20 protein-coding genes and 2 pseudogenes are annotated in these 20,713 nt (G+C 42.4%); 19 read left to right on the top strand and 3 right to left on the bottom strand.

All coding sequences use genetic code 11. From position 1 onward, the window contains the following. Positions 1-35: 35 nt before the first annotated feature. The 11 genes from rimM (at position 36) to ACFQ3J_RS10545 (ending at position 10,237) form a co-directional block, all read left to right on the top strand. Complete coding sequence (gene rimM / locus ACFQ3J_RS10595; protein WP_091155046.1) at positions 36-545, top strand: ribosome maturation factor RimM; 510 nt, start codon at positions 36-38, stop codon at positions 543-545. Further along, positions 545-1,390: a tRNA (guanosine(37)-N1)-methyltransferase TrmD gene (gene trmD / locus ACFQ3J_RS10590; RefSeq protein ID WP_091155048.1), complete on the top strand. Its 846-nt coding sequence runs from the start codon at positions 545-547 to the stop codon at positions 1,388-1,390. The genes rimM and trmD overlap by 1 nt, the downstream gene beginning before the upstream one ends. Positions 1,391-1,958: 568 nt before the next feature. Then, a complete protein-coding gene (gene rplS / locus ACFQ3J_RS10585) occupies positions 1,959-2,300 on the top strand; it encodes a 50S ribosomal protein L19 (protein ID WP_091155050.1) in 342 nt (113 codons plus the stop codon). Positions 2,301-2,627: 327 nt separating this feature from the next. Next, the gene (lepB, locus tag ACFQ3J_RS10580; protein WP_251584466.1) at positions 2,628-3,248 is read left to right on the top strand and encodes a signal peptidase I; all 621 of its coding nucleotides are present in this window, start codon (positions 2,628-2,630) and stop codon (positions 3,246-3,248) included. Between the two features lie 64 nt (positions 3,249-3,312). Beyond that, positions 3,313-4,176, top strand: coding sequence for a ribosome biogenesis GTPase YlqF (gene ylqF / locus ACFQ3J_RS10575; RefSeq protein WP_091155054.1), 864 nt, complete (start codon positions 3,313-3,315; stop codon positions 4,174-4,176). Positions 4,177-4,336: 160 nt separating this feature from the next. After that, positions 4,337-5,014: a ribonuclease HII gene (locus ACFQ3J_RS10570; protein ID WP_251584468.1), complete on the top strand. Its 678-nt coding sequence runs from the start codon at positions 4,337-4,339 to the stop codon at positions 5,012-5,014. A 396-nt stretch (positions 5,015-5,410) separates the two neighbouring features. Further along, complete coding sequence (fliK, locus tag ACFQ3J_RS10565; protein WP_251584470.1) at positions 5,411-7,441, top strand: flagellar hook-length control protein FliK; 2,031 nt, start codon at positions 5,411-5,413, stop codon at positions 7,439-7,441. Then, a complete protein-coding gene (locus ACFQ3J_RS10560; RefSeq protein ID WP_251584472.1) occupies positions 7,438-7,749 on the top strand; it encodes an EscU/YscU/HrcU family type III secretion system export apparatus switch protein in 312 nt (103 codons plus the stop codon). Before fliK ends, ACFQ3J_RS10560 begins: the two co-directional genes overlap by 4 nt. Before the next feature lie 6 nt (positions 7,750-7,755). Further along, entirely contained in the window at positions 7,756-8,172 is a 417-nt protein-coding gene (locus tag ACFQ3J_RS10555) for a YraN family protein (RefSeq protein WP_091155064.1), read from the top strand. Positions 8,173-8,479: 307 nt separating this feature from the next. Further along, the gene (locus ACFQ3J_RS10550) at positions 8,480-9,034 is read left to right on the top strand and encodes a nitroreductase family protein (RefSeq protein ID WP_251584474.1); all 555 of its coding nucleotides are present in this window, start codon (positions 8,480-8,482) and stop codon (positions 9,032-9,034) included. A 312-nt stretch (positions 9,035-9,346) separates the two neighbouring features. Continuing rightward, positions 9,347-10,237 (top strand): hypothetical protein, encoded by an 891-nt coding sequence (locus ACFQ3J_RS10545; RefSeq protein ID WP_251584476.1) that lies wholly within the window; start codon positions 9,347-9,349, stop codon positions 10,235-10,237. 231 nt (positions 10,238-10,468) lie between these two features. Here ACFQ3J_RS10545 and ACFQ3J_RS10540 read toward each other — a convergent pair whose 3' ends face one another. Then, on the bottom strand, positions 10,469-12,049 hold the full coding sequence (locus ACFQ3J_RS10540) for a YifB family Mg chelatase-like AAA ATPase (protein ID WP_251584478.1): 1,581 nt from the start codon (positions 12,047-12,049) through the stop codon (positions 10,469-10,471). 898 nt (positions 12,050-12,947) lie between these two features. Here ACFQ3J_RS10540 and ACFQ3J_RS10535 point away from each other — a divergent pair. From ACFQ3J_RS10535 to ACFQ3J_RS10520, 4 genes and pseudogenes are all read left to right on the top strand, one after another. Continuing rightward, positions 12,948-13,088 carry an XkdX family protein gene (locus ACFQ3J_RS10535; RefSeq protein ID WP_251584480.1) on the top strand — a complete coding sequence of 47 codons (141 nt, stop codon included), beginning with the start codon at positions 12,948-12,950 and terminating at the stop codon, positions 13,086-13,088. A 92-nt stretch (positions 13,089-13,180) separates the two neighbouring features. After that, positions 13,181-13,464 (top strand): annotated as a pseudogene (locus ACFQ3J_RS10530) (phage holin family protein); the annotation flags it as partial. A 99-nt stretch (positions 13,465-13,563) separates the two neighbouring features. Further along, positions 13,564-14,361, top strand: coding sequence for an N-acetylmuramoyl-L-alanine amidase (locus ACFQ3J_RS10525; protein ID WP_251584494.1), 798 nt, complete (start codon positions 13,564-13,566; stop codon positions 14,359-14,361). Between the two features lie 442 nt (positions 14,362-14,803). Then, on the top strand, positions 14,804-15,244 hold the full coding sequence (locus ACFQ3J_RS10520; RefSeq protein ID WP_091155086.1) for a hypothetical protein: 441 nt from the start codon (positions 14,804-14,806) through the stop codon (positions 15,242-15,244). Between the two features lie 205 nt (positions 15,245-15,449). Here ACFQ3J_RS10520 and ACFQ3J_RS10515 read toward each other — a convergent pair whose 3' ends face one another. Then, a complete protein-coding gene (locus ACFQ3J_RS10515) occupies positions 15,450-16,310 on the bottom strand; it encodes a hypothetical protein (protein ID WP_251584482.1) in 861 nt (286 codons plus the stop codon). 510 nt (positions 16,311-16,820) lie between these two features. Here ACFQ3J_RS10515 and ACFQ3J_RS10510 point away from each other — a divergent pair. Beyond that, complete coding sequence (locus tag ACFQ3J_RS10510; RefSeq protein ID WP_379292762.1) at positions 16,821-16,997, top strand: hypothetical protein; 177 nt, start codon at positions 16,821-16,823, stop codon at positions 16,995-16,997. 264 nt (positions 16,998-17,261) lie between these two features. Here the strand turns inward: ACFQ3J_RS10510 and ACFQ3J_RS10505 are convergent, their stop codons facing one another. Continuing rightward, positions 17,262-17,498, bottom strand: a complete 237-nt coding sequence (locus ACFQ3J_RS10505; RefSeq protein ID WP_251584486.1) for a hypothetical protein — start codon at positions 17,496-17,498, stop codon at positions 17,262-17,264. Positions 17,499-17,904: 406 nt separating this feature from the next. Here ACFQ3J_RS10505 and ACFQ3J_RS10500 point away from each other — a divergent pair, with 406 nt between their 5' ends. The 3 genes and pseudogenes from ACFQ3J_RS10500 to ACFQ3J_RS10490 all read left to right on the top strand — a co-directional run. Further along, the gene (locus ACFQ3J_RS10500; RefSeq protein ID WP_251584488.1) at positions 17,905-18,486 is read left to right on the top strand and encodes a hypothetical protein; all 582 of its coding nucleotides are present in this window, start codon (positions 17,905-17,907) and stop codon (positions 18,484-18,486) included. Positions 18,487-18,501: 15 nt separating this feature from the next. Next, positions 18,502-19,176 carry a SurA N-terminal domain-containing protein gene (locus tag ACFQ3J_RS10495; RefSeq protein ID WP_251584490.1) on the top strand — a complete coding sequence of 225 codons (675 nt, stop codon included), beginning with the start codon at positions 18,502-18,504 and terminating at the stop codon, positions 19,174-19,176. Positions 19,177-20,013: 837 nt separating this feature from the next. Further along, positions 20,014-20,262 (top strand): annotated as a pseudogene (locus ACFQ3J_RS10490) (IS110 family transposase); the annotation flags it as partial. Positions 20,263-20,713: the final 451 nt, after the last annotated feature.

The following is a 20,713-nucleotide window of genomic DNA, read 5'->3' as shown; positions in this document are numbered from 1 at the left end:
ACTTAGCCTTGTCTAATCGAAATTCAGGAGGACCTATGTCACAATTTTTTAATGTAGGAAAAATCGTAAATACACACGGAATTCATGGTGAGCTGAAAGTACTTCCGCTGACCGATTTCCCGGAGGAGCGCTTTGCCAAAGGGAGCAAGCTGGTTATTGATACTGGAGAGGGACATCTGCCTGTAACGGTAGAGTCAGCAAGACTTCACAAAAATATGTATGTCGTGCGTTTAAACGACTTCACAAACATTAATGAAGTTGAAAAATATAAAGGCACGATGTTAAAAGTGTCTTCTGAGTATCAATCAGAACTGAGCGAAGATGAGTTCTACTTTCACCAAATTGTCGGCTGTGAAGTGGTAACAGATGAAGGAGAGACGCTTGGTACGATTAAGGAGATCTTGACTCCTGGAGCAAATGACGTGTGGGTGGTCAAAGCGAATAACGGCAAAGAGATTCTGCTTCCTTATATTGACGAGGTCATTCTGCATGTCGATGTTGTTAATCAAAAGGTAACCGTGCATCTGATGGAAGGATTAGTGTAATGAAGGTTGATGTGTTAACCCTGTTTCCGGAAATGTTTCACGGTGTATTTGGTACAAGCATATTAGGGAAAGCACAAGCCAAAGGAATTGTTTCCTTGAACGCTCTGAACTTTCGTGAATATGCGGGGAACAAGCATGGACAAGTAGATGACATGCCATACGGTGGCGGCGGCGGGATGGTGCTGAAGCCGGAGCCGATTTTTGCCGCAGTGGAAGATCTGCTGTGTAAGAAGGAAGCGAGAAGAAGTGGGTCTAATATGCAAGAGCATGCGGAATCCGTTCTAGATGTGGAATCAGATTCAGCGACATTATCAATTGCGGAGATCCAGTCGGAAGCATCATCTGCCAAACAGCCGCGCATTATTCTGATGTGTCCGCAAGGAGAGACCTTTACGCAGAAGAAGGCTGAGGAGCTATCGAAGGAAGAACATCTTATATTTATTTGCGGTCATTATGAGGGCTATGATGAGCGAATTCGTGAGCATCTGGTGACAGATGAGATTTCCACCGGAGATTATGTACTGACAGGGGGAGAGCTGCCAGCTATGGTCGTTATCGACAGCGTGGTGAGACTTCTTCCAGGCGTGCTTGGTAATGAAACAAGTGCGGTTACCGACTCTTTCAGCACCGGTCTGCTGGAGTACCCACACTATACGAGACCTGCAGAGTTTAGAGGTCATAAGGTACCGGATATCCTGCTCTCAGGCCATCATAAAAACATTGACGCTTGGCGCAGAGAACAGTCCTTACTTCGGACGCTGACGAGACGTCCAGATCTACTGGAGCAGGTGGAGCTGACGAAGAAGGAGAAAGCATGGCTTGAACAGCTCGAACGGAAAGAGTGAATTCATAAGCCTTAAATAATGACAGATAAGCCGAGTTCTAGTCGATGGCCAGATGTTTTTACGCCACAGTTAACCTAAATGCTATACTTGCATCTATTATTTGACTGTCCCCAGACTATACGTATTGGGCTGGAACGAGGCTGTGGCCACTTCAGGCACAAGCTGACGAAGTGATAAGTCAAATGCCTTGTTCTTTACGAGCTCCCAAGAAGTACAGGATTTATGAGTCAGAGCACGGGTGGGATTGTTCGCGGCAATAGCATATGCAGCAAGGGTAGATCGGATTTTGCTTGGTTCATGTCTAACATTTCTCTATCACAAACGATACAATATGCTGGATTGTAATATTTTGGATACAACAAATTTACTGAATCAGACAAGAAGTGGCATGAATCAGCATTAACTAATGGTTTTATGAAAAATAGTGCTTAATACTTGCATTACTTTGCAATTACATGTTATAATTTTTCTGTTGTGTGGAATACGGTGGTCCGCTGTGGATGATGATGGATGACAGAAGGTTATCCGGAAGAGACATGAACACCTGTACGGAAGGAGGGAGTCATAGATGAATATCGTCCAAGCGATTACACAAGAACAATTGCGTAAAGATTTGCCGAACTTTCGTCCTGGTGACACTTTGAAAGTGCACGTTAAGGTTATCGAGGGAACTCGCGAACGTATCCAGTTGTTCGAAGGTGTAGTAATCAAACGCCGTGGTGGTGGAATTAGTGAGACTTTTACAGTTCGTAAAATTTCTTACGGTGTAGGTGTGGAAAGAACTTTCCCGCTTCATTCCCCAAAAATCGATAAAATCGAAGTGGCTCGCCGTGGTAAAGTGCGTCGTGCGAAGCTTTATTATCTTCGTGAACTTCGCGGTAAAGCAGCGAGAATTAAAGAAATTCGTTAATATAACGAATAACGGAAAGGGCTTGGAAACAAGCCCTTTTCGCTTTTTTTTATGTATAGTTTGTGCAGAAGCAGAATGCGATTGTAAACGATCCAGCTCAATTGATTATGAACAATATAGAATTTTTAATCTATTTATGTGATATAGAGGAGCTTTCGCCCTCCGATCGAAGGGACGAAGTTGTATCCGGTTAAGATTTCTCTTACAATATTTTCAGAGGAAACGATCTTGACAACAGATGGTATGTCTCTAACAAGATATCATACATAGAATATGTCTAGATGCATCGTTTCGATGATGACATGGATGAGGAAGTGAGGACAAGCGATGGAGCAGGATGTGCAGAATGAACGTTTGAATACACCGGAGAATGGGAATTCTAAATCGAAAAAGGTAAAGAACGAGATTTGGGAATGGGTCAAAGCCATTGCAATTGCGTTGGTGCTCGTGTTTATTATCCGATTCTTCTTGTTCAAGCCTTTTATTGTTGACGGGCCATCGATGCAGCCGAATTTTCATACAGGTGAAAGAGTCATTGTGAACCAAATCCTGTATGACATCAGGGAACCCGAACGTGGAGAGGTCGTTGTCTTCCATGTGCCTTCTGAAAACCGGGATTTCATTAAGCGGGTCATTGCCGTTGAAGGGGATACGGTTGAAGTCACGGGGGACACCTTGAAGGTAAATGGTGAAGTTGTGGAGGAGCCTTATCTGCAAGAAGCGATTGCAGAAGCACAGGCGAATGGCGGACAGTACAATACGTACAACTTCCCGAATGAGTATTTCCCGGACGGCACTGTGCCGGAAGGTCATATTTTTGCCCTTGGTGATAACCGCGGGAACAGTACAGACAGTCGTATGATTGGATATGTACCACTTGAGGATATTGTAGGACGAGCCGATGTTATTTTCTGGCCGCTGAAGGATATCGAATGGATTAATCACTGAAATTGAAATATATGACAGAGGTTGAAATGGATTCAACTGTTTGTGAAAAAGAAGGTGAATAGCGATGACCATACAATGGTTTCCAGGACATATGACGAGAGCCCGTCGTCAAATTCAGGAGAAGCTGAAATTGATCGATGTCGTCATTGAACTGGTGGATGCACGGCTTCCATTATCCAGCCGTAACCCGATGATTGATGAAATACTGCAGAACAAGCCACGAATGATCCTGCTGAACAAGTCGGATTTGGCTGATGCGAAGGTAACGGAAGAATGGATTAAGTATTTTAAAGAAGAGGGTCATACTGCACTGGCTGTCGATGCTAATACAGGAACAGGTGTTAAGGATATCCCCTCGACTGCCAAGATATTGTTGAAAGAAAAGATCGACAGGCAAATTGCCAAAGGCATGAACCCGAGAGCGATTCGCGCACTAATCGTTGGCATACCGAATGTCGGTAAATCTACACTAATCAACCGTTTGGCCGGTAGAAATATTGCGGCTACCGGTGATCGTCCAGGCGTAACCAAAGGTCAGCAATGGATTAGAGTAGGTAAGGAAATTGAGCTCCTGGATACGCCAGGTATTCTGTGGCCTAAATTCGAAGATCAGAATGTGGGTTACCGTCTGGCCGTTACGGGTGCCATTAAGGAAGAGATACTTAACGTGGAGGACATTGCCTTTTTCGCGATAAAATATCTTGCCCAGTATTACTGGCCGGCAATGCAGGAGCGTTATGGCTTGTCTGAAGCTCCGAAAGATTCGGAAGATCCGGATCAGATTGTAGCCATCATGGAAGAAATCGGACGTAAGCGCGGTGCCGTCATGAGCGGAGGACGAATCGATCTGGAGAAGGCTTCCTCTTTGATGCTTAGAGAGCTGAGAGGCGGCAAGCTTGGTCGATTTAGTCTGGAATCTCCTTTTTAAAGAAACCATCTATTAAATCATCAAAATAGGATTTGCCGTTAATCCCCTGCAGAGTACTGCAGGGGATTGCTGCATTACTCGTGCTTCTATGTGGTTCTCGCGTAAGTATACATATGTTATGATAATGGTTATGGGTTGTGCCGTTAGGGGGAAATAACAAATGACAGAACTAAATTTGGAAATACAGGGGACGGATACGTTCGAAGAACCTGAAGTTGATATGCTAAGGTACGAAAGAGAAGCTTGGGACAGTGGGGCGGAATATATTGCAGGCATTGATGAAGTAGGAAGAGGCTGCTTGTTCGGCGATGTTGTAGCAGCTGCCGTTATTTTGCCTAAAGGTCTGGTGCTTGAAGGGGTCAATGACTCCAAAAAGCTGAGTGATAAGAAGAGGGAATTGTTATTCGATATCATCATGAAGGAAGCTGTCGCTGTAGGTATAGGGATTGTGGATGTGGAGACGATAGACCGGATTAATATTAGACAGGCATCAAGGCTTGCCATGAAACAGGCCGTTCAGTCGCTTACCCCATCTCCGGATCATCTGCTCGTGGATGCAGAAACCGTGGACATTCATCTGCCGCAATTATCCATTATCAAAGGGGACGCTAATAGTCAATCGATCGGTGCAGCATCCATTATTGCCAAGGTTACGCGAGATCGGATGTGTAAAGGGGAGTGGGATGCGCTGTATCCTGAGTACGGAATTGCTATACATAAGGGCTATGCAACGAAGCTGCACAGAGAGCAGCTCCTTGCCTTGGGACCGACACCGCTGCATCGCAGAAGCTTTCTTGGAAAGATATTAGGAGAGCAGGAGCAGCCTACATTGTTCTAGTAGATAGGGCGTAATGTAGCAAATAAGCAGTAATTAAGAAGTAGATGAGACGAGTGCCTCTGATGTCCATGCCTTATCATAGTATGGGTTACAGGTTAGCATAATACAATGAATAATAGATTGTGAAGCTCCTTGGAATGCACTTATCGTGATCTGTGTAATTCATTTCATTTTCATATGATCGATGGATATCAATTATGATAGTCATATTAAATTTTATGCAGTACTGTGTCTAAGAGCAGTACTGCTTTTTTACTAGGACAGCGTTCTTCAGTGTTCTTTCCGTTATACCGATAAGATTAATAGTGTACTTTGGTAGATTAGACATAAGTATTTCAATGATACCCGTTTATATAGAATGGCACGTCATTGTTTATGGAAAGGAGCGGATGCTATTTGAATATAGGTCAAGCGATCAGGGGAATGCTCGGCGATCCCAAGCCTCTAGGCGGAGCTAAGACACTCGAGCTGAAAGAAGGAATGGTTGTGCGTGCCGAGGTCATTCAGGTGTCACCGGATCAAAAGAAAGCCGTGCTTCAAATCAAAGGGGTGCAGGTGAGGGCAGCATTAGATGCTCCGCTAGTAGCTGGGCAAAATGCGCTTCTTCAGGTGGGTGGACAGAACAAGGACGGCATGATGGTGATGAAGCCTTTTCAAGGCACGCTTGCATCCGTATCGACAGCAACGCTTGCAGATCTACTGACGAATCTTCAGCTGCCGGATACGAAGGAGAACAGAACACTGGTTAGCGCAATGCAGCAGAGTGGAGTACCGCTGACCAAGGACAATGTGAAGCTGGTTCAATCCCTTATGAATTTAAAGCCGGCTGCAGCAGGGGATATAGAGTGGATCACCTCGGCAAGTCTTGCCATGCAGAGGGGACTGCCTGTCACGGGGGCTACCGTTTCCGGTTTATATTATGCGATGTTTGGACCCGCATTAGATGAAATGCTGGGTCAGCTAGATGCAAGGTTGAATGAAGCTGCTGCGAGTGGGAAGGTACTGAGCGGCGTCTCGGAGACAGCTAGAGAGATGGCTGGCTCACAAGAGAATAGTCAAGCCCGGATACATGCTGGGAGCGAGGGGAGTAGACCATCAAGTGCTGGAATGGCGCAGCAGCAAGCAGATATTCATAAAGCTGCGGGTGCAGCAGCGTTAACAGGTCAAAATGCCGGAGCTGACGAACCCGAACTAATGGTGCCCATGAAGGAAGGGAAAACCGATCCAAGGATTGTCCAAGGTAACGCCGTAGAAGCTGTAAAGACAACTTCAGCATCTGGTCCTGCAGCCGCAGAACCTAATACGACGTTTCGCTCAGCGGGCACAGGCGCACCAGGATATAATGTAGCTGGTACACTGCAGGCAGAGCTGGGTGGCGGTGATCCGGAAGTTCAGGATCACCGGGTGTATACGGGCAGCCAGGCGCAAGCGGCTGCTGCTGAACGGGATGAGGCAGGCAGAGTGACGAGCCTGCCTGTGGGGGAGGCTGAAGAGCCGAAGACGGCGACTTCAGCCACTCGCAGCCTGGACAGAGGCGAAGCTCCTGTCCAGGCTGCAAGAGGCGCAGCAGCGGGCGGGGGCGAGCTTGTGCTGCGTACCGCAGCACTGCTTGCCCAGCTGCGAGCTGCGCCGCAGTGGCCGGCCGGAGCTGATTCGGCCGGCACGGGGGTGGCTGCGGCAGCGCAGGGCATGCCGCAGCAGGACGGTGCTGATGCAGTGCCAGCACCGGCAGTGCACACGCCTGCCACCACGAGGGATGACTCGTGGGTGGCGCGTGTGCTGAAGCTGCTCGGTGCGGAGCACGAGCAGCAGGTGGTGCGCGGGGCGCTGGCACCCGCGCAGGCAGAGGTGTCCGCTGTAGAGCAGGCGGACACGCTCAAGAGCGTGCTGATGCAGATTGAAGCAAGTCCAGAGCTGCCTGCTGGTCTCAAAGAGACCGCAGGACAGCTCGTGCACTTGCTTACAGGGCATCAGCTGCTGATGAACACCGACCGAACCGCTCCTTTTGCCCAGATGAACTGGTTCATCCCTCTGAGCGGAGCGGACGGACAGACGACGGCGAATGTCCAGATCCAGTCCCGCCGCGGACCGCGCGGTGAAATGGATGCATCCCATTGCCGAATATGGTTTGACCTGAACATGAAGCGGCTCGGCCCCACACTAATCGACATGCAGGTGGCAGGAAAGGTCATCAGTCTCCATATTCGCACGGATAATGAGATGGCTGCGCAAATATTTGAGCTGGGGCGTGCACAAGTGGACAGTGCCCTGCGGAGCACAGGTTATCAGCTCTCGGTATATAAGTCAGAGGTGGTTGAGAATCGTCATGAGCCAAAAGAACAAGGAGAGGCTTCCTCTTCCTCCGTCATTAACAAAATAGCCTCCTATGTGCCAGAATCATATAAAGGGGTGGATATGCGAGTATGAAGCAGCAATCACAAGAAAGCGTGGTTCGTAAGAAGGCGGTTGCTCTCAGATACGCACCTGGCGAGGCAGAAGCCCCTGTCGTGGTTGCAAAAGGGGACGGAAGGCTGGCAGAATCCATCCTGGAGAAGGCACTGGAGCATGGCGTTCCGATTCAGGAAGACCCCGCTCTTGTCGAAGTGCTGTCTAAGCTGGATTTGGATGAACAGATTCCTCCTGAATTGTATCAGCTCGTTGCCGAAGTGCTTACATTTGTATATCAGGCCGAGCAGAAGGCAATTGCATCATCAGGACAGGGAAATGAGGTGTAAGCGACGATGAAGGAATATTTTAATTCCAAGCCGGCTGCACCTAACAAGAGGAAAGATTCTCGCAAAGAGAAAGGTGGAGCTGGGGAAAAGGCGGCTATGCAATACCTTAAGCAGCAGGGATATGACATTATGGATACGAACTGGAAATGCAAGAGCGGGGAGCTCGATATCGTTGCTCAGAAGGACGGAACCTATATTTTTGCGGAAATCAGAAGCCGGACAAGCCTGGATCGATTCGGGACTCATCTGGAATCGGTCAACCAACGAAAGATAGCTCAGGTACGCCGTACCGCAGCCGTATATATTCAAGAGCGCAAATTATACAATAGTCCCATTCGCTTTGATGTCATAGGGGTTCTGCTGAATCGAGCAAACTGGACAGAGGAACCATTACATATCGATCACATCATAAATGCATTCTAATCAAATCGTTTGACTAAGGGCTTAGTAATGTCATTCCTGAGCCGAAGCCAAACGGTTTGATGTTGTTCGCCAAGATCGATTTAATCTATGGCAAGTGCTTCGAGAGAAGCTGCACGAATGTTCGGGCATAGTCGATCATATCCTAATTTTAATAGCAAAAACAGCCCTTAGTGGAACTCGTAGGACGGATAATGATTTGACTTTATATGAAGAACCGAGGTATGCTAACACCAGTATCTAATTGATAAAGATTATCATTATCTGTGTTGGATTAAAACTTCATACCTGTTAAGGAGGATCATATAATATGAATGAATCGCAAATTGCCTCATCTGTCCATGTAAAGGATGTCATTCGTGAGCGCCGGACGATTAAGAAATTTAAGCAAGAGGCTGTGCCGGTTGAGAAAATTACCGATCTGCTGGATACTGCGGTGTGGGCACCGAATCATAAGCTTCGCGAGCCTTGGAGATTTCTCTTGTTTACAGGTGAAGGTCGTCAGAAGCTGGCTGAGGCGGTATCGAATGAAATGGGCGAGGACAATAAATTTGTCAATGCCGTACTTACGAATCCGACAACGCTGCTTGTCATCATGAAGGAAGATCCGCGCCAAGCGATTTGGGATGAGGATTTTGCTGCAACCAGTGCACTTATACAAAATTTCATGCTCGCAGCATGGAGTGAAGAGATCGGGACCTTCTGGATGACCAAGCCGTTTCTATATGGACCTAAATTTAGAGAAACCCTGAATATTGTTCCTGGCGAGAAAATTCTCGGTATGATCTATGTAGGATACCCTGACGTTGTACCTAAGCCTCAGGAGCGTACTGCTGCAGCGGCCAAATTAACAATTTTTGAGTAAGCTATAATAAGACGAAATAAGACGAAGCTCTTCTGAATTGATCAGAAAGAGCTTTTTTGTTTTCTTTGTCAAGCACTATTTGATGTGACAGTTTGTAGTATTAGTTTGTTGTACAATTCTGCTCTAGGAAGGTGGATTCCAGGATTGTTATTAAGGATTACTACTCTAATATTTGGTGAAAGAAAAATGGGTGAATAAATTTCAAGTGGTAGTTGTAAAGGGCTTAGATTTTTGTAAATTAGTCTTATGAAATTTATAATGGTTTGTACGTAAGAGTGCAGTCCATTCATTTAATGATAGGGTGATTTATCTATGAGCTTGGCTTCATTATTGAATACGAATTCCACTTTGCAGAGAGTTATTCGAGAAGTGACACCAGTAGCCGGTGATTTTTATTCTGATGCAGCGGCAGCGCCATTCAAAAATAAAAACCTATTGGCAGAAGCCCAGTTCACAAGTTACGTGTCAGGCCTTATTCGAACCTCATTTCAATATCTAGCCTGTGCCATGATTGCGAGAAAGAACGGTGATTCTCCTGATATGGCGTTTAATCCATTTGTAGTAAAGGGACATGAAGTCATAAATGAGTTTTTTGAGGATGTTCCTGAGACTGCTGTACTGAATCAGCTATATGCCGAATTTAGATCAAAATGGACAAGCTTTGTTCATGGTGAGCAGATTCATCCCTCTGAGATGATCAGAGGTGCTTTTATGTGCAGTAAGCTCGATACGATATATCGAGTGGGCGTAAGGTCTACCTTTACAAGTACAGAACAATTTGTTAAACAATTTACAATACCCCCCACGCCAGATGTGATGGAGGACTTAATTCAATTAATTCAGATCTTCAATGAGCATTTTACCACTATCCATGGCAATACGTTCTACTCCCCGTCCTTTGATCAAAAACGCAGGGTGGTGGGCGGTGCTTACGCTGATGTGATGATCGACGGTACCTTATATGAGTTAAAGGTGAATAAAAAATCAGGATATGCTTGGAAGGAAGCTGCAGAGCTGGTTGGGTATTATTTGTTAAATAAAATAGAAGGAGAGCCGTACCCGATTAGGAGACTAGCCTTCTACAGAGCTCGATTTGGCACTACCGAATACGTCGATGTCGATTGGCTTGAGAATAAATATGATCTAGACCATGCAGCAAGGATGTTATCTAAGGCGAAAAGAGGCGGTTTTGATTACAGTTGAGTGTATGTTGTTTATATTGTAATGTATCTAGTATCCTGTTCGAATGTAATATATCATCTACTGAATTCTATTGAAGTCTATTGAATTCTATTGAAGTCTATCAATCTCGATCGTATCCAATCTCATTCATTATTAATCCCTATATTTAACTCATTTAAAATTATATCTATCTAATAGCTGCATCCTCAGGATGCTCCGTATTGAATGGTTAGTCCTATTAGTTAGAAATTCTTAATCATACTCCGGCATCGCAACCGATTTTAAATCCAAATTACGATATTGTATCGCTTCTGCAACATGTTCGATCTGGATTAAATCCTGCCCTCCCAAATCAGCAATTGTCCTGGCCATCTTCAGGATCCGATCATAGGATCTCATGCTGAGTCCGAGGGCATCAATGGTTTGAACCAGCATTTCAGATGCATCACGCTCAAGGTTGGCATAACGTCTTAACAGTCTGCCGGACAGCTCACTATTCCAAGAGATAGGGTAATTCTTGTAGCGCGCTGCTTGAATTTTATGAACGGAGAGCACCATCTGAAGCATCGTTTCCGAAGAAGAGGTTACTGTTGCCTCTAATCCTTCTCTAGGTCTTGGAACTTCTACCTGCAGATCAATTCGATCTATTAAGGGACCGGATATTTTCGCACGATAAGCAGCAACCTTGGCAGGGCTACAGGTACAGCGCTGCAGCTGAGGATCTCCACCGGCGTATCCACACGGACATGGATTCATGGATGCAGCGAGCATAAAATGAGCAGGGAATGTAAAGGCGGCTCTTGCCCGGCTCACTGTAACCTGCCGATCCTCTAACGGCTGCCTGAGCACTTCAAGCACTTGCCTGCTGAATTCCGGCAGCTCGTCAAGAAATAAGATCCCCCTATGGGCCAGACTTACTTCCCCAGGCTTGGGAACTGTCCCACCCCCGATAAGTCCTCCGCTCGAGATCGTATGGTGAGGGGAACGAAAAGGGCGTCTGGTTGCAAGCCCGCTGACTCCTTCTTTGAGCTTACCCGAAGCACTTAATATTTTGGTGACTTCCAGTGCCTCCAATTCAGACAGCGGTGGAAGAATGGTCGGAAGACGTTTAATGAGCATGGTTTTTCCCGTGCCAGGCGGTCCTACGAGCAGGATGTTATGCATGCCTGCTGCTGCAATGGTCAATGCTCTTTTGACATGCTGCTGACCGAGAACATCCAGATAATCCTCAGGAAGGGAAGGATGCTCTTCATGAGCAGTCGAGGTAGGTGGACGATGACTGATCAGATGCTTGTAGTTCTCTATCAAGATTTTTCCATCAGGTGAAGTAGAATTGTCCGGAATGATCTCTTTTAGATGAGAGAGGCCAAACACTTCAATCCCTCCAATAATTGCTCCTTCTGCGGCATTTTCTTGAGGCAGAATGACCGAATCAAACCCTTGTCTACGTGCTAAATCCACCATACTGAGAACGCCAGGCACAGGCCTAAGACTCCCATCCAGCGCGAGTTCGCCGAGAAATAGTGTCTTTTTGTCAGGGGGAAGCAGCAGCTGCTCACTGGTCGATAGTATTGCGAGGGCAATGGCTAAGTCAAAAGAGGACCCCTCCTTCTTCAGATCAGCTGGCGCCAGATTGATCGTAACCCGCTGCATCGGATACTGAAATCCGCAGTTCTTAATCGCTGCGCGAACCCGTTCCACCGCTTCTCTAATGGCCGAATCCGGAAGTCCGATGATGGAGGTCTGGGGCAGACCGTTCGAGAGATCCGTCTCCACCTCAATTAATACCCCATCTATGCCATATAAACATGCACCGTATAATTTTCCATACACCAAAAAGCACCTCTTTTACGTATTCGTCTCATAACAAAATCATGAGCGTATCAACGTGAAAAAAGGTGCTTCCTTATTTTCAAGTAAACAGGAATTAGATTTAATATAAATCATCTTACATCAAATAAACTGTATTCTGATTCTATAAGGAAGATTCAAAAGTATAAATAATGGGCTACAAATTTTACTTACAGTTAATTGTAAATAGGGATAACTTGAAATGTCAAGTATGACTTTTTTGATGGTAATGAAATCCATATTGGTTGGCAGTGGGGTTCAAAAGTTATGAATGGAAAAGTATCTCTATTCGTGCTTATCACCGTAGAAAGGGATATGAGACGTTACTTAAAAGGAGTGGTGTGAAAAATGAAAAAAATAAAAAAATTAGCTCAGTATTAGCGGGAACGATTTTATCGGTTAGTATGCTAGGGAGCTCACTATCAGCGAATGCAACTACGCGCCAATTGTATCTGGTAGATTTTCCAGGATTACGATATACACTATGTAAACAATTCGACTACAGGAAAGGGAATTTAAAATGGCTTACGTATTTTATGAACCATATAAAGAAGGTTATGGCACAGTCACTTATATATATTTCACGGTTCCGCAGGAAATGTAGAAGTTGACGAAGTACCGGGTCCTGAAAATTTGGCACCGGACCTAACACCAATTCAACGGATAGATATAACTAACAAAACTATTTTTTATGAATACGTTTCTAACGGATCGCTGGAATCGAAGGTGAAAGGGTTGCAGGGAGAAAATACAGCTCTTAACGAGGAATTGGGTAGCCTGCTAATGCAAAGCGCAGTTGATAAAGCAACTATTGTGGGTTTAGAGGAAACAGTGGGCAATCTGCTGTTTGAAGTCACAGCCCTAAAAGGAGGTGCTGCATATGTGGTACGCAACAGTTAAAAGATTCTATGATACCGTGCATCCAGCATATACGAATGAAAGTTTGAAGACCTTTGTTGTGGCTCAGATGATTTCGGCTGATCAGTACAAACAAATCACTAATGTAGAGTACGAACAATAATGACACGCACCGATTAACGGCAGCGTGTTTTTTTGTGCCTTCTAGTCCAAGAGGGCTTTTCTATTTGAAGGAGAGAGGGGAGCGGGACGGTCATGGGAGAAAAGATTGAAATTCTAATTAAGAGCTTATCAGACGGTGCTCTGATCGGCTACGCGTTTGGAGGTTGGACAACAATGCTCACACTTCTGCTAATATTGGTTGTTTTGGACTGGCTGACAGGTGGGCAGCTGCTTGGATTGGTGGAGAACTAAAGAGCCGAGTTGGATATTACGGAATCGCTCGTAAGGTTGGCATCTTTGCTATTGTTATGGTTGCTCATCTAGTTGATATGGTCCTTGGAGATACCCACTATTTCCGTGATGTGGTCATCTTCTTTTATTTAGCGAATGAGTTGCTTTCAGTAGTCGAAACCCTTGGACGTATGGGAGTTCCTATAAGGGGAGCAAGAACAAACCAAGAAAGGAGCTGGTCAGTGATGGTTAAGTTAGGGCTTGATCCTGGGCACGGCGGAAGGGATGGGGGAGCTGGCACATACTCATTATTAGAAAAAACTCTTGCTCTTAATATAAGTTTGGAGATTAAAACGCAACTAGAAAGAGATTACGAAGGAATTCAGGTATTCATGACCCGTAGTACTGATTTATTCCTTGAGCTCGATGAGCGCACGGATTTGATGAACAAGCTAGATGTTGATGCCCTTATTTCCGTCCATTGCAACGCTGGAGGAGGTAAGGGAGGCTTTGAAACATTCCGATACAATAAAGCTAGTACCAACTCTGTAAAGCTTCAGAATGCTATTCACACTGCTGTAATGAATGAGCTCAAACCATTCGGTGTAATTGATCGGGGTCAGAAGACAGAGAACTTGCATATGGTCCGTGAAAGTAAAATGCCAGCAGTCTTGACAGAAAATCTATTTATAGATGTCTTAGCTGACTCAGAACGCTTAAAGCGTCCAGAGGTCATTCAGGCGATCATAGACGGACATGTTAAGGGGATTGCATCATACTTCGGTATTAAGCGGAAGGAGACTGCTAAGGTGACTACAGAGAGGGATATTCATAAGGTTAGCGATTGGGCTGAGTCAGCCTGGGAAGAAATGACGAAGAACGGATACTATGACGGGTCCAGACCGGGTGCAACCCAGACAAGGGAAGAAGCAGCTGTCGTTATGTATCGGTTCAGAAAGAATTTCCTAAAACTTATTTCAATCATTTCTGAAGATATCGCCGAGCTTGATCGAAGACTAGTAGAGATTGAAGTAGCTGACTAAATGAAAAAGCCCTGTTCTCCTGGACAGGGCTTTATTTCCATTTAAATATCTTTTTTCTTATTTTGATTAAAAAATATCACCCATTAAATGAAACATATTCCTCTATTGTAAATATTTAAAGGTTAATCATGCTTAATCACTCTGCTATACTTATCAGTACACATTAGCAATAATTCCAAGACTTTCTTCCCTTGGATAATTATTAGCTAGTATGTCACTATTATCATTTGTCCGGGCAGTGATCATAGATCATAGGAGCAGTTTCAAACTTTTTGTTTCACTACGATGTTCCTGAAGGTAAAACAAGAAATTTACAAGCAAGCGCTAAAGCATACTACACTGTATTTACAACAAATGATATTTCTTATTACTATCCTGTTGATGTATATACTCGACAAGCTACGCACTACTTCACGATTACAGGAAGAAAGTAAGGTGAACTATGAAAAAGAATATATTAATTTTGTTGGTGATTGGTCTAGCAATAATTATTGGAGTTTATTCAATAATTACAGCAAGTAAATACCACGCTCTCACTAGCAAAATTAAAGATCTTCAACAATTACAGCTTGTCAGCATAGACGAGCGGGCCGCTAGTATTAATTATCGGTTTTCAGCTTTAATTACTGATAATAACATTACGAATCAGGAAATGATTGACGCGGCTTTCCTCATTGAAGAATTCAGAAATATAACTGAACCATATGGTGCGCTTACTCCACTTGATGAAGATGAGGGTGCACTCGGTGCATTATATGCAGTTTACGGGAAAGCTTGGAAGGCTATAAACTATAAACCATCTGACATCACTGTAAATGATGTTAAGAAAATAAACAATTCAATTGATGAATTTAGAAATGGTGTTAAAGCCTTGGGGCATTAATGTTGAAACAAAATAAGCCCATTTGTATAATAAGAAAATATATGAGAGGTCATGTTCCTTGAGAATAGGCCTCTCCAGAGTTGAATGCTTTTAGCTTTCATTTGTTCCGAAATCATCGCAAAGCTTGATTAGAAAAATAAAGCAGATAATGATTAATTTATAAAAATCAAAAATACCCTCGCTTAATTTGGCGAGGGTACATTTTTTATAGCTTTTGAATAGTTGAAATAGTAATCAATGTGGCGTTTGTTGTACCTCCACCTATATTAGCAAAAGAATAAGCTGCCGTTGGGACTCCTCTTAATCTAACAGTATCACCTTCTAGAATATCTCCAGTAGAACCAAAATAATATCCCGTGATTGAATTAAAGTCATCGTCCAAGATATGTACAAAAGCTATCGTTCCAGTTTCGGTCTCTTCTTCTTGAATAGTTATCACATCACCTGTAATAGATATCATAGTATCTAGATAGGGGGTAATGTTCTTTTGAAGATGTCTAGTCGTGATATTTGGATCGGCAGCGTCTTGAGCTGCTTGTTTCGCTTCTGCTGTGACAGCTGGAAAGAGTGAATGGTTTTCGACTAGATAATTGTACGTAATATCATTTATTTCAGCTGCTTCTTGAGTGATAGTAGGTACAAGTAATGTCATGTAGTTTGCAGTTAAAGATTGTTTTGCTTCCTCTTCTCGCTTCTTAGCTTCAGCTTCAGCAGCAGCCTTTTCCTCTGCTTCCTTTTTAGCTGCTTCTTCAGCAACAGCTTTTTCCGTAGCCTCTTGTGCAGCTTTTTCCTCTTCGTTCGTTTCGTCTGCTTCTTCGTTTGGAGCTTTTGAAGCTGCTGTTGTAACATTCGTTTCTACGACCTCAGTAGATGTTTCATCCGATTCGGCTGTTTCGGTTTGAGTGCTTGGATCTGCAGACACAGCAACAATTACTAATACGAAAAGAACTAAAGAAGTTATGAATCTTTTCTTAGCAAGACCATTCTTTTTGACAACTGAAATTAATCCTAACACTAGAAAAACAAGAAATCCTATGAAGCTGATCAACCCTATAACCGCCCACATGTAGATACATCCCCTAAAAATTTACTATAAAACCCCAATAAAGTCTATCAGAACTAGGTAAAATTATCTATATAAATATTTCGACCTTCCCTCTTAAGTCCTTAATCAATATATTTAAGTGTGTATATCTGCACTCACTTTCAACTGATAATCAATTTGAGAGTTCTGGAAATACTATATTTTTTAAGGATGCGATGGAACTGGAGACAGAGCCATTCTAGTGCTTAACAGACTCGAACAAGAATATGATTTACCAATGGCAGACGTAGATTCATTTTTAAACTGGTATGATAATAAAGATCGGAGTTGGTCCTTCAAGATATGGGATTGATAAGTATGAAAATAACGTCCCTTTAAACAGAGGATAGATTATGTGATTTTCAATAATATTTTAACTTTTGAAGTAAACACATACTGATAAGTGCCCGAGGGAAACCTCGGGACTTTTTTATTTTAACCTTCAAAATCTCGTGGTATATTCAGATAAAAGAGCAGGAGGTGTATATGGTTATGCCAGCGTTTCGTGTTTTAAATGATGACCAAGATTTTTTTGTAGCAGCTATATCACAGGCTAGAGTGACTATCTTTAACGAAGGGCAGATAGTCGATTATGGAGGAACGATCGAGAAATATTCTCCTGAAGCAATTAAGATAGCAGGAACGTTATTATATGCGGGGGTTGTATGAGTTTAGAGCATACATAGTTAGGAGAAAAATAAGTATTAGAGAGGGGTTGTCAAATCTAAAAATTAGTTTGTCAAATACATAATTAATTTCGATAAGCATAGAAGTTGTCCAGACGACACCGCTGAAATTTTAGAGAATTAATAAAAATAGAATAGGAGTAACAAAAAGAAGCTCTTCTGCTAAATAGTTGAGAGCTTCTTTTTGTTACAGTAGCATTATAATTTCAGCACACAATTAGGTGAAGATAGTAGACATGCTCTCTTATTAAGTAATTATCTGGTAAATAATTATAGCTAAGAAAGATAGAGCTGCCAATCCTGCAACAGTATATATAAAATACATGAACCATCTAATTGGTTTTGGTAAACTGTTCATATTTACTCTTTTAGTAGGAGCACCCATTACATTACGATAATGATCGGTCACACTATTAAAAGAAACATTTTCATTCGATTCGTTTGTTTCATACTTTTGATTTTCGTCATTAGGCTTATGATCCATTTCGATCACTTCCTTATTAGTGTATTTATTTTATTGTAAGAAGTAAAATTATATTATAACATAAAATGATTCTGATTTCCAGAGGTGGATTTGAATCTGAATTTGGTTCTTAAGAACGATTTAGTGAAGAGAATACTTGTTTACTTCTTGTAACTGTGGTTTGTTACTATGCATATATCATGACACACTGGTTCAAAAATACCATGTCTTATAATAAAAAGTAATTTTATGGAATTTTAGGTTTGCGTCACCAAAGATTTTATGTGATAATTTACCTTATATTAGTAATTTAATCACTATTTTTGTTTTTACTACATAGGATGAAAGAGGGTTGTAGAAAAGCAGAGATTTTGCAGAGTGTAATTAAGACATAACTCTGATCATCAATTAACTCAAGGAGGTACTAATGGTCACTAAACTTAGAATGTCCACACTATTATTAGCAGTAGCATCACTACTTTTTACGAGCAGCATATATGCAAATAGCACTGATACTTCTATGCAAAATGATATTACTCCTCTAGCAGACGGAACTACTCAATCAAACAGTAGAGAATTTGTATATCAATACGGAGAAAATGGTGGGCTTTTATTTTCGTTCGTTATGTATAATTATTCTACAATGAAATGGAGTAACAGTCCGGGGAACTTTACAAATTTCAAAAAATCAGATTCGATTTTAGCATTGCCTGCAGGAGCCGGTACAAACGTCAATAGATGCAACACTCAACTTGGCATTACACCAAAAACTGTTGTTGGCGCATCATCAGAAGTTAGTCTCCCTTACTGGGGAAGTTATTTTATAGACCCTGATTCATGGGATGCATACTCTGGAAGAACTTCTACTAATCAGTCGGCAGGCAGCACCTTTGCTACCCGTTATTCCCCTTTCTCGATAACTTTCAAAAATCAAGTAAATGCCTTGGCTGATCCAAGTGTGTGCATGGGTGGAGGATCCGTTCAAGATTCATACACTATAAATCACTAACAAGGAGGTATATATATGAAGAAAAAGTATTTACTGATTCCTGCTGCAGGAGTTTGTGTTCTAGCTATGACGCTGTCAATTGTTTCTGCTTCATCTAGTAACAGTAATTCAGAATTAATCAGTCAATCATTTGATGAAATGAAAGTAACGATTGATAAGATTGGTGCTGTACAAAATCAAAATTTGGCATCTTTTGATACACTGAAAGTAGACGTAGAAGACTTTGTTTTTTACAAAGCAAATGCACAATTGGTTGCAGAGTTGAAAAACACTGAAGTGCCTAGTGACCAGTCCCTAATTGATAATATGCTAAAAGACAAATTAACTGCATACGAAGCTATCCAGCAAGGAATTACTGTGAGCGACGAGGAAGTACAAAAAGAGATTGATTTTCAACGAGATGTGTTTGAAAATCAAATGGATTTGTCTTCTCCAGAAGTACAAGATGTTTACGATATGATGAAGAACAGAATCAGAATTATAGGATTATCTGAAGAGGAGTTTTGGAAAGCTGATTTCGTTAAACAAGGTTATAAAGAAGCATTACTGGAAGGGAAATTAATGAATTCTTTGCGTGGGGACGACAGAACTTTTGAGACCATTGAAGATTTTCAGAAGTACAAAGAAGAATTATTAACTAAATACAAGGATAAAATCAGCTTGAATCTTGACCTACTCAACAACATTTGATTTTATTGATAACCGCTAGAGGTAACATAAGATTAACAGAAAAAGAGGGCAACCGGCATTTGTGATAGGCTGCCCTCTTTATTTGTGCAAATACCAGGACTTACCTCAGGTCAATCATTATACCAAACTGTATAATTGACCTGAGGTGTTTTTATGTTCATTAATCCGATGTTACTGGAAACGGTGCATTAGCCTTTCAGTAATGATAAATATATATTTGAACCAAAGATATCTCTATAAACGGGTGTGCACATTAACAAAAATCTTATCCTAATTGTTATGCACCATGTGTTTCTTTATGATTTTCTGTTTGTACATAATTAACTTCCTGTACATAAATGGCGGATGAGTGGGTATTTTTGTACATTCCATCCACTTGGATACTTAAAATAAAAATAAGTTTTTATGTATTTATCGGTATGTAAACTAATGTGTAAAAAGACAAGGGATTTCTACGGAAGTTCCAACTTTATAACCGAGGATAGGAATGATAAAACCACGTATTTTGAAACTATCCCATTAATACTCCCGCATGCGTCATAATAGACAGATTATGAGGTCTGGAGCACAGGTGAAGTCGGCAGAACGAAGGCTGAAGCCGTTCCGCATGGAAAAGGTATGCCAATAGATATGCCGGATGGCTGAAAAACAAAATATGGTGAGAATTTTCTTGTGGAAAAGAATAGACGAACCTCCGAATGTACGGGTCTAAAGTTTGAACAATAGGAAACTTTTGTCCCAGCATACGATGGGGTGAGTGATGTGGAGTAAAAATTGCCACTCTGAAACACGTTATACCGAACAATGGCGGTATCCAGCTCACAGGCTTACAGGAGGCACCTAAGTGTTGAATTCACCGAAGAAGACCTGCTCGTCCATTTAAGAAAATCCATAACCCTGAGTGTTGGACTAAACAAGATCCGGGGGTTAAAGGAGGCAGCCAGTAAGTCCATCGGACTTCGACAAGGTACTGAAATGGCCAGGCTGGAGCTCAAAACCATTCTGGCTAAGTATGAACTAATCCAGTTACAATTCGAAGAATTGGATGTAAAAATAGACTGTCTGCTTGATGAAATACCAGGCGTATTTGCGCATATCGGCTTTCCTTAAAACTGAAAATATCTTCTAGAAAAATTGAATAGACAAAAGGATTAATCTAGGGGAGCTTTAGCATTGCTCTCCTATTTTTGTTTTATTTAAGCGTATAAAAAGAATTAATATTATCTTGGTTATTTAATTCCTTTAAATTACCATGAAAGCACATTATGCAGAACGGGAGGAAAACTAGAGAATTAATAAAGCCGCCCTGTTTCACTCCTTACAAGTCATGAAATTAAATCCGAGGAGGATGAAATCCTGCTAATAAGTAAGTATTCGTGAGAAAATTGTATTAAACTGAGGGAATGGTTCATCCAGCCTTCGACCCTACACTGGATTCTAGGATGTGAAGCCGCCTTCCGGTAAGTAATTCAAAAGTACGCCGTTCCGAAAGCTGTTTATTTTGCATTATTTTTTAGGTAAAATGGCAATTATTTTT

This window comes from Paenibacillus provencensis, assembly GCF_042678545.1.
In the GTDB taxonomy this organism is placed as follows: Bacteria; Bacillota; Bacilli; order Paenibacillales; family Paenibacillaceae; genus Paenibacillus; species Paenibacillus provencensis.
Note: the sequence above shows the minus strand (reverse complement) of the source record. Positions and strands in the feature narration are given on the sequence as shown.

What these genes read in the sequence shown, in the direction of transcription:
- rimM (WP_091155046.1), top strand. Translation starts at nt 36, where the DNA reads ATGTCACAATTTTTTAATGTAGGAAAAATCGTAAATACACACGGAATT.
- trmD (WP_091155048.1), top strand. Translation starts at nt 545, where the DNA reads ATGAAGGTTGATGTGTTAACCCTGTTTCCGGAAATGTTTCACGGTGTA.
- rplS (WP_091155050.1), top strand. Translation starts at nt 1,959, where the DNA reads ATGAATATCGTCCAAGCGATTACACAAGAACAATTGCGTAAAGATTTG.
- lepB (WP_251584466.1), top strand. Translation starts at nt 2,628, where the DNA reads ATGGAGCAGGATGTGCAGAATGAACGTTTGAATACACCGGAGAATGGG.
- ylqF (WP_091155054.1), top strand. Translation starts at nt 3,313, where the DNA reads ATGACCATACAATGGTTTCCAGGACATATGACGAGAGCCCGTCGTCAA.
- ACFQ3J_RS10570 (WP_251584468.1), top strand. Translation starts at nt 4,337, where the DNA reads ATGACAGAACTAAATTTGGAAATACAGGGGACGGATACGTTCGAAGAA.
- ACFQ3J_RS10560 (WP_251584472.1), top strand. Translation starts at nt 7,438, where the DNA reads ATGAAGCAGCAATCACAAGAAAGCGTGGTTCGTAAGAAGGCGGTTGCT.
- ACFQ3J_RS10555 (WP_091155064.1), top strand. Translation starts at nt 7,756, where the DNA reads ATGAAGGAATATTTTAATTCCAAGCCGGCTGCACCTAACAAGAGGAAA.
- ACFQ3J_RS10550 (WP_251584474.1), top strand. Translation starts at nt 8,480, where the DNA reads ATGAATGAATCGCAAATTGCCTCATCTGTCCATGTAAAGGATGTCATT.
- ACFQ3J_RS10545 (WP_251584476.1), top strand. Translation starts at nt 9,347, where the DNA reads ATGAGCTTGGCTTCATTATTGAATACGAATTCCACTTTGCAGAGAGTT.
- ACFQ3J_RS10535 (WP_251584480.1), top strand. Translation starts at nt 12,948, where the DNA reads ATGTGGTACGCAACAGTTAAAAGATTCTATGATACCGTGCATCCAGCA.
- ACFQ3J_RS10525 (WP_251584494.1), top strand. Translation starts at nt 13,564, where the DNA reads ATGGTTAAGTTAGGGCTTGATCCTGGGCACGGCGGAAGGGATGGGGGA.
- ACFQ3J_RS10520 (WP_091155086.1), top strand. Translation starts at nt 14,804, where the DNA reads ATGAAAAAGAATATATTAATTTTGTTGGTGATTGGTCTAGCAATAATT.
- ACFQ3J_RS10515 (WP_251584482.1), bottom strand. Translation starts at nt 16,310, where the DNA reads ATGTGGGCGGTTATAGGGTTGATCAGCTTCATAGGATTTCTTGTTTTT.
- ACFQ3J_RS10510 (WP_379292762.1), top strand. Translation starts at nt 16,821, where the DNA reads ATGCCAGCGTTTCGTGTTTTAAATGATGACCAAGATTTTTTTGTAGCA.
- ACFQ3J_RS10505 (WP_251584486.1), bottom strand. Translation starts at nt 17,498, where the DNA reads ATGGATCATAAGCCTAATGACGAAAATCAAAAGTATGAAACAAACGAA.
- ACFQ3J_RS10500 (WP_251584488.1), top strand. Translation starts at nt 17,905, where the DNA reads ATGGTCACTAAACTTAGAATGTCCACACTATTATTAGCAGTAGCATCA.
- ACFQ3J_RS10495 (WP_251584490.1), top strand. Translation starts at nt 18,502, where the DNA reads ATGAAGAAAAAGTATTTACTGATTCCTGCTGCAGGAGTTTGTGTTCTA.